The sequence below is a fragment of the Fulvivirga kasyanovii genome, assembly GCF_009711405.1.
GTDB lineage: Bacteria > Bacteroidota > Bacteroidia > Cytophagales > Cyclobacteriaceae > Fulvivirga > Fulvivirga kasyanovii.
Genome location: NZ_SMLW01000632.1, coordinates 16,752 through 30,670, shown reverse-complemented (window position 1 = coordinate 30,670; position 13,919 = coordinate 16,752). Strand labels below are relative to the sequence as shown.

Here is a 13,919-nt window from a genome sequence, read left to right as displayed (position 1 = left end):
GTGCTCAACTATCTAATTTCTCATGAAACATTACATAATTTCAGAAAACTAATTTTGTGCTTATTTTTCAAATTGAAATAAAATTCTAATATTTACATCTCCTGAAAAATAAAATTCCAAAATTTTAAGCATTTTGCATATAAATATTACATGAGTAAGTAAATATCCAAATTTGCTTGCTTTTGTATCCTCAACAAGTCCTATCTTGCGATCGAAATTTTTTTCAACCTAAACCAATTTTATTTATGAAGAATGTTAAAAACGCTCTGGCGATCGTGTGTGCGTTTGCCATGGTAGCTGTTCTTGTATCCTCTTGTTCTCAAGAAGAGGAAGTTGCACCAACCTCAACCGACAATCAACTTGCAATTACTGATGCTGTTATGGCACAGTTCGGCGAACTGGGTTTCGACGTTGGTGATATCGATGTTACCGGTAAAAAGGAAATGCTTGATCCTGCTTACGAAGCCGGAAACTATCTGCTTGAAGGAGATATAGTTATCACTCCTGAGAATTTATCTCAAATGCTTAACAGCAGTATTTATTACAAAGGCCCTGTTGGTGAGCAGTATCGTACCAATAACCTTGTAGGTGGATTACCTAGAACTATCAGAGTAATAGGATACACCGGAGGTTCAAATGCATTGGACAATACTATGAGAACTGCTTTGCAGTGGACTATTGATAACTATAATGCGCTGAACACTAACCTTAACTTCACGCTTACTTTCGGTACAAACTACAGCTCTTATGACATCGTAGTTTACAGAGTAAGTGGCGGCGGCGGTGGACAAGCCGGTTTCCCTAGTGGTGGTAATCCATACAAGTTTGTTCAGATTCAGTCTGGTACAAGCAACTATGGTACTAACGTAGTGGAGCACGTGATCACTCACGAGATCGGTCACTGCCTGGGTCTTCGTCACACTGACTACTTCGACCGTTCTTACTCTTGCGGATCAGGTGGTAACGAAGGTGACGGTGGTGTAGGTGCAAACCCTATCCCTGGTACTCCTACTGGATACGATGCAAATTCAATTATGAATGCTTGCTTCTCTTCTGGAGAGGATGGCGAATTTGGCAACTACGACAGAGTAGCTTTAGAGTATCTGTACTAATATTACAGGTAAAAAGAATTAACATTGAGGGCCGCATCGGAAGATGCGGCCTTTTTTATGCATATTTACAGGGTTTTGATCACATTGAGAAAAATGGATCAAGCTGAATTTCTGAGGAGACCCTAAATTTTCACCTCTTTGCTAACAGACAGTTGTTAATAGCAAAAGGCAATAGCAAACTCGTATAATAACAATAAGCGCGGTTTACTGATTTCAGTGGTAAGTTTCACTTTACTTGTTTACTTTCCAATCCATTTACTCCACAGGTTTTAGTTTGTTCCCAGAAAAACCTGTGTTGTAAACAAAAGTCGCCTCGGGGAATTCTGAACCCGTGAACTCTGAACCGTAAAACTTAGAACTGACGTCCAAACGCCTGTGTAAAAGGTTTGATAAACCTGTCGTTCTGAGCATAGATGGCAAAGGTGATCTGTCTGAAGCTGTACAGGTATTCGGCCTCGATGACATCTTTGAAGTACTGCGCTACTTCATCTGGGTCATTGCCAAATACGCCACAACCCCAGGCTCCAAGTACAATGGAGGTATGTTCGTGAAGGAGGGCTATCCGAAGCACTTTTGAAATTCTTCTTTTCATCACCGGGCCTATATCATCAAGCTTTTCCGGTTCCCGTTTTCTGACTACCCCGGCATTTACAGCCGGTGCGGTGATAATCCCCGTTTGTACAGGTGTTTCCAATACAGAGCCATTTTCATCTTTCAGTATCGGTACAGCGGGGCTGTAGATCATATAATCGGTGTAGAAGCATGACTTGAATCTCCTGTTTGTTTCGTAGTAGGGTAGTGCTTTTAATAAACAGGGATATAGCCCCGTAGCTCTGGCTATGCTTTCTTCCTGGGCCTGACTTCCTCCCAGGAAGCCGCCACCCGGGTTTTTTGCCGAAGCGAAATTCAAACAAACCACATCGGCATGACCATGGGATATCATATCCCTTACGGCATCCAGCGTGGTTTTGCTATTCACATTAATCTCGGCTGGCTTGGTAAATAATGGTGAAAGTTCATGTTTCAGAAGCTTGTCACTAGTCTCAGGTGAGTAAACCGTGGTATTTTCTTCGGCAAAGGTTTGCTGTTCTTTTATAGAAACCTGTTCGCCTTTTTTATTGGTGTATGAACCCTGTTCTAATATCTCCAGGGTGTTTAGTGCTATTTCTTGTCGGTTTTTTCTGTTTTCCATGTAGATTGATCATATCTCAGAAAGCAGGGGCGTATAAAGAAAGAGGTTGTATCAAAAGTCCTGACTTTTTAATACAACCTCTTTCGTGAAACTGAGAGTTATTTTATTTTACTTCGAATTGCTTGCTTCCCATCTTATATCCTTCAGTGTAAACCTCAAGGGTATAAAGACCTTCTTCCCATTCGCTGCCTTTTTCATATTCAAAGGTCAATTGCTGTCGGGTGTTATCAAAAAGGATCTCTCTGTTGGAGGTATAAAACTCTTCCTTACCTTCGTACATAAATGTACCTGAACCTTTGGCTACATCAAAAATCACCTGTCCGTTGCCATCTACAATACGCACCATGATGTTTTTACCTTCTATAGGAGCTACCTTGTTTTCGGCAATATTGAAGATTACCTTTATTTTATCGGCCTGCCGGCTTTTAAAAGGTGCCTCGCGCTCTTTGCCACGGCTGTTGACTGCATAGATTGTGATATTTTCCGCTTTCAACTGAGATGCCAGCTCCACCTTGGAGATAAGCTCGTCTTTCGATTTGGTAACCTGACTAAGAGAATCGAACAATTGATTCTTTTCAGTCTTAAGCGATGTGTTTTCAGTCAAAAGTTCTGTATTCACATTTTTCAGCCTTTCGATTTCTTCGTCTTTAGCTTTGAGAAGCACCTCATAGCCACCCACTTTGTCTTTTAGGTTTCTGATCGTGCTGCGGTTGGCCCTTTGCTGACGGTTGAGTTCCTCTTCAATATCAGCCTTGGCTTTCTGAAGTTCGGAAACATCACCACCGAGTTTTTCTATTTCGGCAATCTTCTCGTCCAGTTCATGGCTTATGTCCGTAAGGCGTTGCATGGTTACGGCCAGTTCCTGCTCCGTACTGGCCAGTTGGTTTTCCGTAGCCACACTTTCCTGGTGGTCCAGATAGATCTTGATGCCCTGAACAATGATGATTATCGCAAGAATGGCTACAATGATGGCCGTCTTCCTGTTCGATTTTTTGTTATCCCTGCTTACAGGCTGTTCTTTATGTTCATCCTTTTTAATTGGATCGTTATTAGATGTATTTTCAGTCATAGTTAGTTTAATTATAACATGCAGCGTAAAATTATCTTTTATTTGATATAATTCAATAGAATCTCTTTCATTTGTAGCACTTAACGTTACCATTGACATGGCAGATATGCAACTCGACGAAAATTATTGGGACACCCGCTACCATGAAGGGCAAACCCAATGGGATACCGGTGCAATAACTACACCACTTAAAGCCTATTTCGATCAGTTGAAAGATAAATCTGTTTCAATTCTTATCCCGGGGTGTGGCAATGCCTATGAAGCTGAATACCTGCATCAGGAGGGCTTTGAAAATGTATACCTGGTGGATATCTCTGCCCTGCCACTGCAGAATTTTGCGGCCAGATGCTCTGACTTTCCCTCAAACCATCTTTTGCATAAAGATTTTTTTGCCCTTACGAGGAAGTTTGACTTCATTATCGAACAGACCTTTTTTTGCGCACTTCACCCATCTCAAAGAGGCGATTATGCAAGCAAATGTGCTGAACTGTTGCACAACGGAGGTCACTTGGTGGGGCTGCTTTTTAATGATAAGCTGAATAGCAACCACCCGCCCTATGGAGGCTGCAAAAATGATTATACCGGATACTTCGCACCCTATTTTGATTTTAAGGTATTTGACGAATGCTATAATTCCATCGGACCGCGGGCAGGAAGAGAGCTTTTCATTAATTTAATCAAAAAGCAGCTTTAAACCGTGTTTGTGGGTTTTGATACCCACATTGGCCATTTATGGCAACGCTAAATCCTCACAAAATAGCGGTATATCTTCCATATGCTCAATGGAATAATTTCTGCGTATGTACTGGATAAGAATGACCATAAAATATATGGTTTTTCCGAATGATAAATCAATACGTTATGAATACTGAAAAGAAAGCTATACAAGATGTGCTCGACATATGCCACGATGGATATAAAGGATATGAGCGGGCAGCAGAAGATGTTGAAAACGAAGAGTTCAGGACTATATTTCACCGGCTTGCCCAGCAGAGGAAGCTGTTCATCGAAGAACTGAAAAACGATATGAGAGACAGAGGTGCCGAGCTGAAGGACTCCGGTACAGTAAAGGGGTATTTCCACCGCAACTGGTTGGATATCAAATCTGCTTTCTCGGGTAAAGAAGATGCTACGGTGATCAATGAAGCCAGAACCGGGGAGAAGGAGGCACTGGATGTATACGATAAGGCTATGAATTCGGAGGTGCCTCAGTACATTAAAGACAGGTTACAAAAGCAGCGAAGGCTGATAGCAGGAGCTATCGTGCAGCTTAATGAATTTGAAAGAGAATTGGCTGAATAAAATATTCGGTTAAGTACAGTATCCTTAAAGAGGCTTGTGTTTTAATAGCGCAAGCCTTCTTTGTTTGTCAGCCTTGAAAAGGCACAATCTATCAGCAAAAGGCGCAGCCATTTGATCATAGTATGCTACTTACCAAAGGTCTGAAAGGCTGGGATTACTACTGGCTGAGGGTATTAGCTACAGATAATTACAGAACAAGCCGGCTTTACCAAACTCCAGGAAGTTTAGTAAAGCCGCATTTTAGCTCTGCCATCGTTGAAAATAAATTTTATCCAATAGGAAAGATGTCTGCGGGAGTAGCTTCCTAAAAAACGTCTCGCCTAATAGCATTAAGAAAGCTCCTCAGGTGCCTCCAGATAATGTGGGTCTATATCATTTTTGATTATATCTGTGGTGAGTAATCTGGCTATCCCTGCCACAGCTCCGGTGAGCATGCTCCATCCTACAATGTGGGCAATAGTATGTCTATTGCTCCTGATGCTTTTGGGCGGGTCTTTCTTGTTTATTTTCTTATAACCATAGTCGAAAGCTTTTTTTAGAACCAGTCCGCTGACCATTACAGCACCTTGAGCCAGTGCAAAATTCAGAATATCATTTTTGTTTTTAAACAGTGACATATTTTTCCGTTTTCTGATAACAAGAACAAACGATGTTCCATGGCATTAGTCTCAGGTTTACAGCTTATTAAGAACTTCTGTTGTGGAATTTTTGCCACAAGAGAGGTTTCTTAGACCTCAATATACCTCGTCATCTTCTTCTCTGGTCATATTTTGGGTGTTGGCATGCTTTTTACATCAGCTTTATAAACATTTTAAAATATAAAGCCTATGGACTGTTCCGTTAAATTAGATATGGTTGGCAAGAGGTTTACAACTACTGTAGACGGTAAAGAAGGTTATTTGCAATTCAGGCAAATATCGCCGCATGTATTTGACCTTAACTATATCAATGTGCATGAAGATCTGCGAGGGAGAGGTGTGGCTTCTTCACTGCTGCACAATGCATTGATATTTGCTCAAAAGGAGCATATACAGATTATACCGGGGTGTGAATTTGTGGAGACATATCTTAGAAAACATCCTGAATTCAGATGTGTGGCCTGGGAGGAGGCCATTTGATACAAGCGCATATTATCAACCTACAATAATATATGACAATTAAAGAAGATACAAAAAAGGAAGAAACAGAAACACAGGAGAGCAAGACTGACATTACTGAAATTGTTAACAAAGCTGAGGAATACGTTACCAACCTTTTTAATGACGACCTGCCTGAGAAGTTACTTTATCACAATCTGGCGCATACGCAGGAAGTGGCAGAGATAGCTCAAAAACTAGGAGAAATGAGCGAAATCGGCAAGGAAGATATGGAAGTTCTCCTGCTCGCCGCCTGGTTTCATGACACAGGATACATCAAAAAGTACAATGGACATGAAGCAGAGAGTGTTAAGTATGCCGAGGAGTTTTTTAAGAAGCAAGGATACCCTGAAGATAAGCAGCAGAAGGTTTCAAAGCTGATCATGAGTACTGTGGCCGGTCATGAGCCGCAAGGACTGTTGGAAGAGCTTATCCATGATGCTGATATGGCTCACATGGGGCGCAAGCGCTTTTTCAGAAGAGGGGAACTGCTTAGGGTGGAGCTTGAAAATTTTCAAAACACCTCCTACATGGAGCTGGAGTGGGAAAAGAAGCAATACAGCTTTTTGGTAAACAACATATTTTACTCTGAGGCAGGAAAAGAAGAATACGCTAAAAGGCGCGTAAAGAATATTAAAAAACAGCGTCAGAATATTCTGAAAGCCCGCAAAGTAACTGTCCGTACCAACACAGGTAAAGATTTTGGCCGTGGTATTGATACCCTCTACAGAGCTAATTACCGCAATCACATCAACCTCAGTGCTATAGCCGATGGTAAAGCCAATATGATGATCAGTATCAATACTATCCTCATTTCGGTCATTGTTACATTATCAGGAGCCAGCCTTTCGGTCTCTCAGGGGTTTGCTATTGAAAGTTTGAGGTACACTATACCCATTCTTATACTGCTTGTAGGCGCTTTGGTTTCCGTATTTTTTGCGGTCATGTCAGCCAGGCCGAAAGTTACCAGTAAGGAAGTAGACATGAATGATGTGAAAGAAAACAAAATCAGTCTTTTGTACTTTGGTAACTTTTTAGGTATTCCCAAAGAGGAGTTTGTAACCTACCTGAGTAACCTTAAAGAAGACCAGAAAAAATTATACGACAGCATGTCTCTGGACCTTTACAATCTGGGGATAGTCCTTAAAGAAAAATACCGTTTGCTAACGGTGGCATATAATACATTCATTATAGGCCTTACGACTACTGTAATGGCCTTTATATTCATATTCTTTTATACCAATGCATAAAGCAATGACAAAGTTTTGGTTGAGGCCCGGACGATTGGTTTTTGTTCTGATCGCGTCTTGTTTAGCCTCATGTAAATTATATAATAATCCATTTGATGATAGTGTTACCCAGAAGGTAATGAAGAAGAACGGGCACGACGAAGTGGTGGTGCAGGCTGGCAGGACTTACCAGGCGAATGGCCTTAAGCGTATGATGCTGGGAGACCACTACCGTGACGTATGGCTGGCTCCGGTTGAAGTACCCGTAATAGATATGAAGGAAGCTAAGGGAGGATTGAATATACTGGAAAAAGGAGGAGGAATGCAAACCTATTCCCTGAAGTTGAAGGCTAACGATGGGCGGTTGTATTCACTCAGGTCTATCCAGAAGGATCCCACACCTACATTGCCCTATGCGTTGAAATTTTCGTTTGCGGACGATATTGTGCAGGACCAGATCTCTGCATCGCATCCCTACGGAGCGTTTATATTGCCGTCTTTGGGAGATGCTGCGGGTATTTATCATACTAACCCCGAACTGGTATACATCCCGGACTCTCCCGAACTGGGCAAATACAGGGAAGACTTTGGGGGCATGCTGGCTATGCTTGAAGAAGATGCCGATGAAGACTGGTCGGGGTACGAAGATTTTGGAGGTACTGAAAATGCAGTGAGTACAGAAACCGTAAGGGAAGAGTTACGCGATGACAATGATAACCGTGTGGACCAGGAAAACTTTCTGCGTGCCCGGCTTTTTGATATGTGGATCGGCGATTGGGACAGGCATGGAGGACAGTTTCGCTGGGCTGAATTTGAAGATGATACAGGCAAGTACTACAGACCTATTCCCGAAGACCGAGATAATATATTCTTCAAATTTGATGGCTTTGTGCCCTGGTGGGCCAGCAGAAAGTGGGCTTTGAGGAAATTTCAGGACTTCCAGCCCGAAGTCAGGGATATTGCCGGGCTCAACTTCAATGCAAGGTATATAGACAGGAGGTTCCTGACTGACCTCTCCAAAGAACAATGGGTGGAAATGGCACGGGATCTACAGGAAAGGTTGACGGATGAGGTAATCGAAAATGCAATACAGGCCCTGCCTGACACAGTATTTGAGCTTAGTGGCCGCGAACTGATCAATACGTTAAAGGCCAGGAGAAACAATCTGGAGCGCTTTGCCCTGGATTATTACCTCGTATTGGCCGAAGAGGTCAATGTAGTAGGCAGCAATAAAGAAGAGTACTTTGAGGTGATCAGAAAGGAAAATGGCAACACCGAGGTCAACGTCTATGAAGCATCTGATGACGGGGAGAAGGAGCGACAGTTCTACAACCGTGTATTTTACCCCGATGAAACTGATGAGGTACGCCTCTACGGGCTTGGAGGTGAAGATTTTTTCTATGTCTCCGGTGAGGGTAAAGATGGTATACTGGTGAGGATAATAGGAGGAGATGGCGAGGATACATTTGCTGACTCGTCAAAAGTGCGCGGTATGGGCGACAAGACCATCTATTATGATGACAATGATAAGGAAAATAAGATTGAAGATGGCACGGAAACTAAACTCGTGATCGATGATGACCCGGAAACAAATCAGTATGATTTTGAGGATTTTAAGTATGGGTACCTCGGGCCAACAGGGTATTTTGGTGCCAACAGTGACGATGGAATCTTCTTTGGAGGAGGGGTGATCATCAAGACGCAGGGTTTCAGGAAAGATCCGTATGCCAGTAAACATCGTATAGTGGCCAACTTCGCACCCAAGACCGGGGCATGGAACTTTGAGTATAATGCCGATTTTATTCGTGTAGTGGGTGACCTGGGTTTTAATATGGACCTGCTCCTGAGGGCTCCTAACTTCTTTACCAATTTCTACGGCTTTGGCAATGAAACTGAACGGGCAGTAGATAATAATGACGACTTCTACGACGTGCGGTACGAGGAATTACTGTTTTACCCCGGTCTGCAACTAAACATGAAGAATACTACGGTTAAGTTCGGACCTGCTTACCAATACGCAAAAGTAAAAAAGGGCGGAGACAGGTTTATAGACCTGGTGGCGCCTTCTCTTGATCCCGGACTTTTCGCTTCAAACCATTTCCTTGGGTTTGAGTTTGATGCTGACGTAAGGACTACCGAGATAGAAAGCAAGCCTGAAAAAGGGATCAGGTGGATAACCGAGCTTAAGTGGATGAATGAGTTAAACCATGATAACAGTAAATTCAGCAAAATAAGGAGTGATTTCAGTGTGTATTATACCGTTGACATACCTATGGAAACCACTTTTGCCGTACGCATAGGAGGGGAAAGCATCTCAGGTGATTTTAACTTTTACCAGGCAGCTACCATAGGTGGCAACGCAGGGCTCAACAGGTTGGGTAATGTCCGGGGCTATGGACGTGACCGTTTCGCAGGACGCAGCAGTATTTATCAAAACAATGAAATAAGGATGAGGTTGGCAAAGATCCCGTTTTACTACCTGCCGTTTGAGTTCGGAATTTCCGGGCATTTTGACCATGGCCGCGTTTGGGCTGATGGCGAAGACTCTGACAAGTGGCACTCGGGGGTAGGAGGAGGTGTATGGATAGCTCCACTGGGGCGGTGGGTGTTCACAGCCGTATATACCAAAAGCGACGAAGACTCCATCTATAATTTGAACCTGGGCTTCCTGTTCTGATTTGTATAGTCGAATAGAGGAGAAAAATGGAAGGTGCTCGAAAGTCCGGAAAATGTAGTTCCAATAGCTTTCGAACACCTTTTTATATAATAGAGCCCCTTCATTGCTAGATGCTGGTAGAAAGACACTTAGTAGACCAACCAGAACTTGCTTGCTAAAATGAAACCAAAAGTAAGAATGAAAATGTTATCTTTACATAAAGTAAAGCAAGTCATATGGATATCCAGTCAGAAAAGCTAGCCTTTATTCAATGGTTTTCAGGCCTCAATGACCTATCGACTGTCAAAGAATTTTTAGCCCTGAAAAAGGAAAAAGAAACAGACTTTTGGGATGAGCTCAGTCCCGAGGATCAGGTAGCTATAAATGAAGGGCTGGAGCAATTGGATAACGGCCAATACATCTCTCACGAATCAGTAAGGGAAGACATTAAAAAACGTTTTAACTTTTAAGGTTGGCATATAAGATACGGTATTCACTTCGTGCAAGGCAGGAAGAAATAGAGCTGTTAGATTTTATCTTAAAAGAATTTGGGGAACAGAAGGCAAAGGCAGTTTACCAGCGGGTAGAGAAGCTACTCGGAGAAATATCAGGGATGCCAAAAATGTATCGTTCTTCTAAAAAGCAAAAACATCTGAGAAAGTGTGTTCTGAGTAAACAAACCAGTATTTACTATCGCATCCAAAAAGATTATATCGAAGTAGTAAGCTTCAGGGCAAACAGAAAAGACCCCAAAGGTTTTAAAGCATAAAACCCACCAGACTCCCGACACTCAGGAACCACCCATCGTGATTGCAAATGTTTTGATCGGGGTTCAGCCGCTGTGTAGTGTCACCATGATAAATCTTAATTGCCAGAGTGTAAGAACCCTATAAGAACCCTACTTACAGAAGCCCTTCTGTCGTAGACTGCAGTGAAGCTTTGCAGTTTGCAGAAGATCCAGGTATAAATTTTAACTCATATCAACAGATATCCGAAAGCCACAGGTGTATTTCAATACTTTCGGATATCTCTAATTTTATTCCGGTAGGTAATCAATCACCAATTGGTTAGTGATCTATCTTATTATCTGCTTTTTCCAGAAATTTCTCCAGTTCTAAACTCGAGTCAGCTCCGTAGGAATCAACCAGTGTTCCTTTTTCTCCACTTTGAGTTTCAATAGAATACAATATAGCCATATCAGCCGGGTCAGAGTCTCCCTCAAACCTGTATTCATCCACTATGGTAAGCTCCCCGGCTTCGTAGCTTTTCTCCTTGTCAGAGGTGAAAAGCTTGTTATCCCGATATATGAAATCGAGGGTGTATCCCCGGTCTTTCAAGAGCTTAATTACTTGAGACATCGGTTTTAAATTATGAGTAGACATATTTTTAAGTTTTTGGTTAAATTATTCCTGGGTAACTAAGTGCTAATCCTGTGCCATCAGCAAGATCAAGCCTGATCTTAACCCCGGGGTCAGCAGCCTTGGTCTATTTCTACAAACTGTAGAAGATACTACACGAATACGGTCCTGGTGACGGCCTCAACTAACCCTCTCTGCAGTGCCCAAAAACCTCTTTTATTAGCTGATTACCCATATTCCAATGTATATAAGCCATTTTGGTATGCCTTTTTCATTGTATCAGTTACACCTGGGAGGAACCGGGCAAATGTTAAATAAAAAATTTATAAAAGTTATGAATAACAGCACAAAGATAATCGCAGGATTTGCAGCAGGAGCTTTGGCCGGTGCGCTGACAGGCTTGTTACTCGCCCCGGAAAGCGGTCCTAAAACAAGAAAAAGACTTACTAAAGAGTCTGAAAAATTCAAAGACTCATTGTCGCAATCTATAACTGAAGCCCTGGATGCTGCGAAGGTTAAGTATAATACCCTGCTTGGGGAATATACCGAAGCCAGTAAAAAGACTGCTGACAGAGTAAAAAAATCAGCCAGGGTCAACAGTTGATCTGTGGCAATTAAACCAACCAATATAAATTAAAAACTAAAAAATAAAGCCATGAACGATTTAAGAGTAAAAGGAAACTGGAATGAAATAAAAGGTAAGATGAAGCAGAAATACGGAGACCTTACCGATGATGATCTTACTTATGTAGAAGGTAAAGAAGACGAACTTCTAGGCCGTCTGCAAAAGAAAACAGGAAAATCAAAAGATGCCCTGAAAAGAGAAATAGAGAACTATTAATCTCTTAAGAGCTAGCATTGAAGTCCTGGATCCGTAAATCCGGGGCTTTTTTTGTTACTGATCTCATAAGTCTTATAAAATCATGAAAATTAGCTTAGAACAGCCCTTTGAAAAGGTAACTGACAAGATTAACGACTGGCTGGAAACACTGGTAGCCATGCTGCCCAATATGGCAGTGGCCGTCATTCTTCTCATTGCCTTCTTTCTTTTGGCCAAAGCCACCCAGAAGGTATTTGTCAGACTTTTCGATAAAACCTCAGACAATAAGGCACTTCAAAACCTGTTCAGCACCATCATCTACTATTTGGTATTAGGGGTGGGCATATTCATTATTTTGGGTGTGCTCAAATTGGATAAGACCGTTACCTCCCTGCTGGCAGGTGTAGGTGTTATTGGTCTTGCCCTTGGGTTTGCCTTTCAGGATGTAGCGTCCAACTTTGTTTCAGGCATTATCCTCGCCTTTAGGAGACCCTCCAAAATAGGAGATATCGTAAAAGTGAAAGACTTTATGGGGACTGTGGTTCGGACCAACCTTCGCGTTACTGTGATCAAGACTTTTCAGGGGCAGGAGGTATACATTCCGAATAAGGAAGTGCTGCAAAGCCCCATCATTAACTACACCGTACTGGGCGAAAGGCGCATAGACATACCGGTAGGAATTTCTTATGGAGATGACCTCAAAAAAGTTGAGAGTGTGGTATCTGATACGATAGCAAATCTTGAAGGGGTGATCAGGAAAGAAGATATCATTTTTGATTATTACGAATTTGGCGACAGCTCTATCAATTTTAATATCAGGTTCTGGATCAAATACCCGGGTCAGCCCGGATATTTTGGTATGAAAAATGCCGCCATTATGGCTATAAAGGAAGCTTTTGATGAAAATGATATCACTATTCCTTTTCCTATCCGTACACTGGATTTTGGCATTAAGGGAGGTGAGAAGTTATCTGAAATGAAGCTTATGACCGCTGATGCTTAATTGCAGTCAATGTGGTGACCATATACACAAAACAATCAAACACTATGAAAGCGAAAGAAAACGAAATACTGTTGATATATAATTCTGAAAAACAGCAGGATAGAAAAACCAAGGGATATGCAGATACCCTGAATGACCATGCCCTTAACGAACGGGATGTGCTTACCGACAACCTTACGGAGACTCAGATAGCTGAAATAGCCCGTGATATGAATATTGAGATTGCCGAACTCGTTGACAAAAACTCAGACCTGTATTTGCAGGAGTATAAAAACAAATCCCTCTCAGATGATGAGATAACGAAAGTATTGGCCAAAAACCCTGAAATGATCAAAACCCCCATTGCTTATGTGGGTTCGGAAGTGTTTTTCGTAGGGTCGGCCTATGATTTTGTTAATAAGGATTTTGACATAGAGGGAGTGAAGTCCCACAAGGGAAATAAGTTTGAAAAATAAATTTGGAGTAATAGTAATTAAAGATAATTGATATGAAAACGATTAGTAAATTCTGGACTCTGTCTATAGTAGGCTTTATGATGCTTTTTGCAGTACAATGTGATCCGCCCAGCGAAAGGGCTGATAATGAAGACCTGAATACTGACTATGAAGAAGTTGGTGACGAGGTAAATGATGAAATAGGTGATGCCGGTGATGAGATAGCACGTGAGCGGGATGAGCTTAGAAACGACATCAATGAAGCTATGGCAGATATTGATTCCAAACTTGAAAGGATAGATAACGAAATAGAGGAGGAGTCTGCCGAAGCCAAAGCTAACCTCGACAAAACACGTGAAGACCTGAAGATGGAGAAACAGAAGCTTGAAAAGCGGCTTGAAAAAGTAGAAGCAGCCGGTGAAAGTAACTGGGAGGAGATCAAGCATGAGACTGAACTGGCCTTTGAAGATGTGGAAGCTAAGATCCAAAAGGCAGGAGAGGAGATAGAAGAAGTTTTTGACGACGATAACAACCGATAAATGGACGAATGTTGCCTCAAAAGCTGATAACATCGCTCTGAATTTTCGGAGGCCTATTTGAAGGTATAT

Annotated in this window: 17 protein-coding genes; 13 read left to right on the top strand and 4 right to left on the bottom strand. The window is 42.0% G+C overall.

Annotated features, from left to right (window positions below; all coding sequences use genetic code 11):
* Positions 1-245 precede the first annotated feature (245 nt).
* Positions 246-1,112 (top strand): M57 family metalloprotease, encoded by an 867-nt coding sequence (locus tag E1163_RS21575; protein WP_246223811.1) that lies wholly within the window; start codon positions 246-248, stop codon positions 1,110-1,112.
* Between the two features lie 352 nt (positions 1,113-1,464).
* On the opposite strand, the gene E1163_RS21570 is transcribed toward E1163_RS21575, so the two are convergent.
* Positions 1,465-2,304 (bottom strand): TIGR02452 family protein, encoded by an 840-nt coding sequence (locus E1163_RS21570; protein WP_155174542.1) that lies wholly within the window; start codon positions 2,302-2,304, stop codon positions 1,465-1,467.
* A gap of 103 nt (positions 2,305-2,407) precedes the next feature.
* Entirely contained in the window at positions 2,408-3,373 is a 966-nt protein-coding gene (locus E1163_RS21565; protein WP_155174541.1) for a coiled-coil domain-containing protein, read from the bottom strand.
* 97 nt (positions 3,374-3,470) lie between these two features.
* On the opposite strand from E1163_RS21565, the gene E1163_RS21560 reads away from it, so the two are divergent.
* Together E1163_RS21560 and E1163_RS21555 are read left to right on the top strand one after the other, a co-directional pair.
* On the top strand, positions 3,471-4,067 hold the full coding sequence (locus E1163_RS21560; RefSeq protein ID WP_343033914.1) for a methyltransferase domain-containing protein: 597 nt from the start codon (positions 3,471-3,473) through the stop codon (positions 4,065-4,067).
* Positions 4,068-4,234: 167 nt separating this feature from the next.
* Positions 4,235-4,675 carry a ferritin-like domain-containing protein gene (locus E1163_RS21555; protein WP_185156169.1) on the top strand — a complete coding sequence of 147 codons (441 nt, stop codon included), beginning with the start codon at positions 4,235-4,237 and terminating at the stop codon, positions 4,673-4,675.
* 329 nt (positions 4,676-5,004) lie between these two features.
* Here E1163_RS21555 and E1163_RS21550 read toward each other — a convergent pair whose 3' ends face one another.
* Complete coding sequence (locus tag E1163_RS21550; RefSeq protein WP_155174539.1) at positions 5,005-5,292, bottom strand: DUF4235 domain-containing protein; 288 nt, start codon at positions 5,290-5,292, stop codon at positions 5,005-5,007.
* 210 nt (positions 5,293-5,502) lie between these two features.
* On the opposite strand from E1163_RS21550, the gene E1163_RS21545 reads away from it, so the two are divergent.
* The 5 genes from E1163_RS21545 (at position 5,503) to E1163_RS21525 (ending at position 10,465) form a co-directional block, all read left to right on the top strand.
* Positions 5,503-5,793 (top strand): GNAT family N-acetyltransferase, encoded by a 291-nt coding sequence (locus tag E1163_RS21545; RefSeq protein ID WP_155174538.1) that lies wholly within the window; start codon positions 5,503-5,505, stop codon positions 5,791-5,793.
* A 32-nt stretch (positions 5,794-5,825) separates the two neighbouring features.
* A complete protein-coding gene (locus E1163_RS21540) occupies positions 5,826-7,061 on the top strand; it encodes a Pycsar system effector family protein (protein ID WP_155174537.1) in 1,236 nt (411 codons plus the stop codon).
* A 118-nt stretch (positions 7,062-7,179) separates the two neighbouring features.
* Entirely contained in the window at positions 7,180-9,717 is a 2,538-nt protein-coding gene (locus E1163_RS21535) for a BamA/TamA family outer membrane protein (protein WP_185156168.1), read from the top strand.
* Positions 9,718-9,932: 215 nt separating this feature from the next.
* Positions 9,933-10,166 carry a hypothetical protein gene (locus tag E1163_RS21530; protein ID WP_155174535.1) on the top strand — a complete coding sequence of 78 codons (234 nt, stop codon included), beginning with the start codon at positions 9,933-9,935 and terminating at the stop codon, positions 10,164-10,166.
* Between the two features lie 2 nt (positions 10,167-10,168).
* On the top strand, positions 10,169-10,465 hold the full coding sequence (locus E1163_RS21525; RefSeq protein ID WP_155174534.1) for a type II toxin-antitoxin system RelE/ParE family toxin: 297 nt from the start codon (positions 10,169-10,171) through the stop codon (positions 10,463-10,465).
* A 298-nt stretch (positions 10,466-10,763) separates the two neighbouring features.
* Here the strand turns inward: E1163_RS21525 and E1163_RS21520 are convergent, their stop codons facing one another.
* Positions 10,764-11,054: a phosphoribosylpyrophosphate synthetase gene (locus E1163_RS21520; protein ID WP_155174533.1), complete on the bottom strand. Its 291-nt coding sequence runs from the start codon at positions 11,052-11,054 to the stop codon at positions 10,764-10,766.
* 334 nt (positions 11,055-11,388) lie between these two features.
* On the opposite strand from E1163_RS21520, the gene E1163_RS21515 reads away from it, so the two are divergent.
* The 5 genes from E1163_RS21515 (at position 11,389) to E1163_RS21495 (ending at position 13,850) form a co-directional block, all read left to right on the top strand.
* Positions 11,389-11,658 carry a YtxH domain-containing protein gene (locus tag E1163_RS21515; RefSeq protein WP_185156167.1) on the top strand — a complete coding sequence of 90 codons (270 nt, stop codon included), beginning with the start codon at positions 11,389-11,391 and terminating at the stop codon, positions 11,656-11,658.
* A 51-nt stretch (positions 11,659-11,709) separates the two neighbouring features.
* Positions 11,710-11,895, top strand: coding sequence for a CsbD family protein (locus tag E1163_RS21510; protein ID WP_155174531.1), 186 nt, complete (start codon positions 11,710-11,712; stop codon positions 11,893-11,895).
* 82 nt (positions 11,896-11,977) lie between these two features.
* The gene (locus tag E1163_RS21505) at positions 11,978-12,877 is read left to right on the top strand and encodes a mechanosensitive ion channel family protein (RefSeq protein ID WP_155174530.1); all 900 of its coding nucleotides are present in this window, start codon (positions 11,978-11,980) and stop codon (positions 12,875-12,877) included.
* A 44-nt stretch (positions 12,878-12,921) separates the two neighbouring features.
* Positions 12,922-13,332 (top strand): arsenate reductase family protein, encoded by a 411-nt coding sequence (locus tag E1163_RS21500; RefSeq protein ID WP_155174529.1) that lies wholly within the window; start codon positions 12,922-12,924, stop codon positions 13,330-13,332.
* A gap of 32 nt (positions 13,333-13,364) precedes the next feature.
* Positions 13,365-13,850 carry a sll1863 family stress response protein gene (locus tag E1163_RS21495; RefSeq protein ID WP_155174528.1) on the top strand — a complete coding sequence of 162 codons (486 nt, stop codon included), beginning with the start codon at positions 13,365-13,367 and terminating at the stop codon, positions 13,848-13,850.
* Positions 13,851-13,919 lie beyond the last annotated feature (69 nt).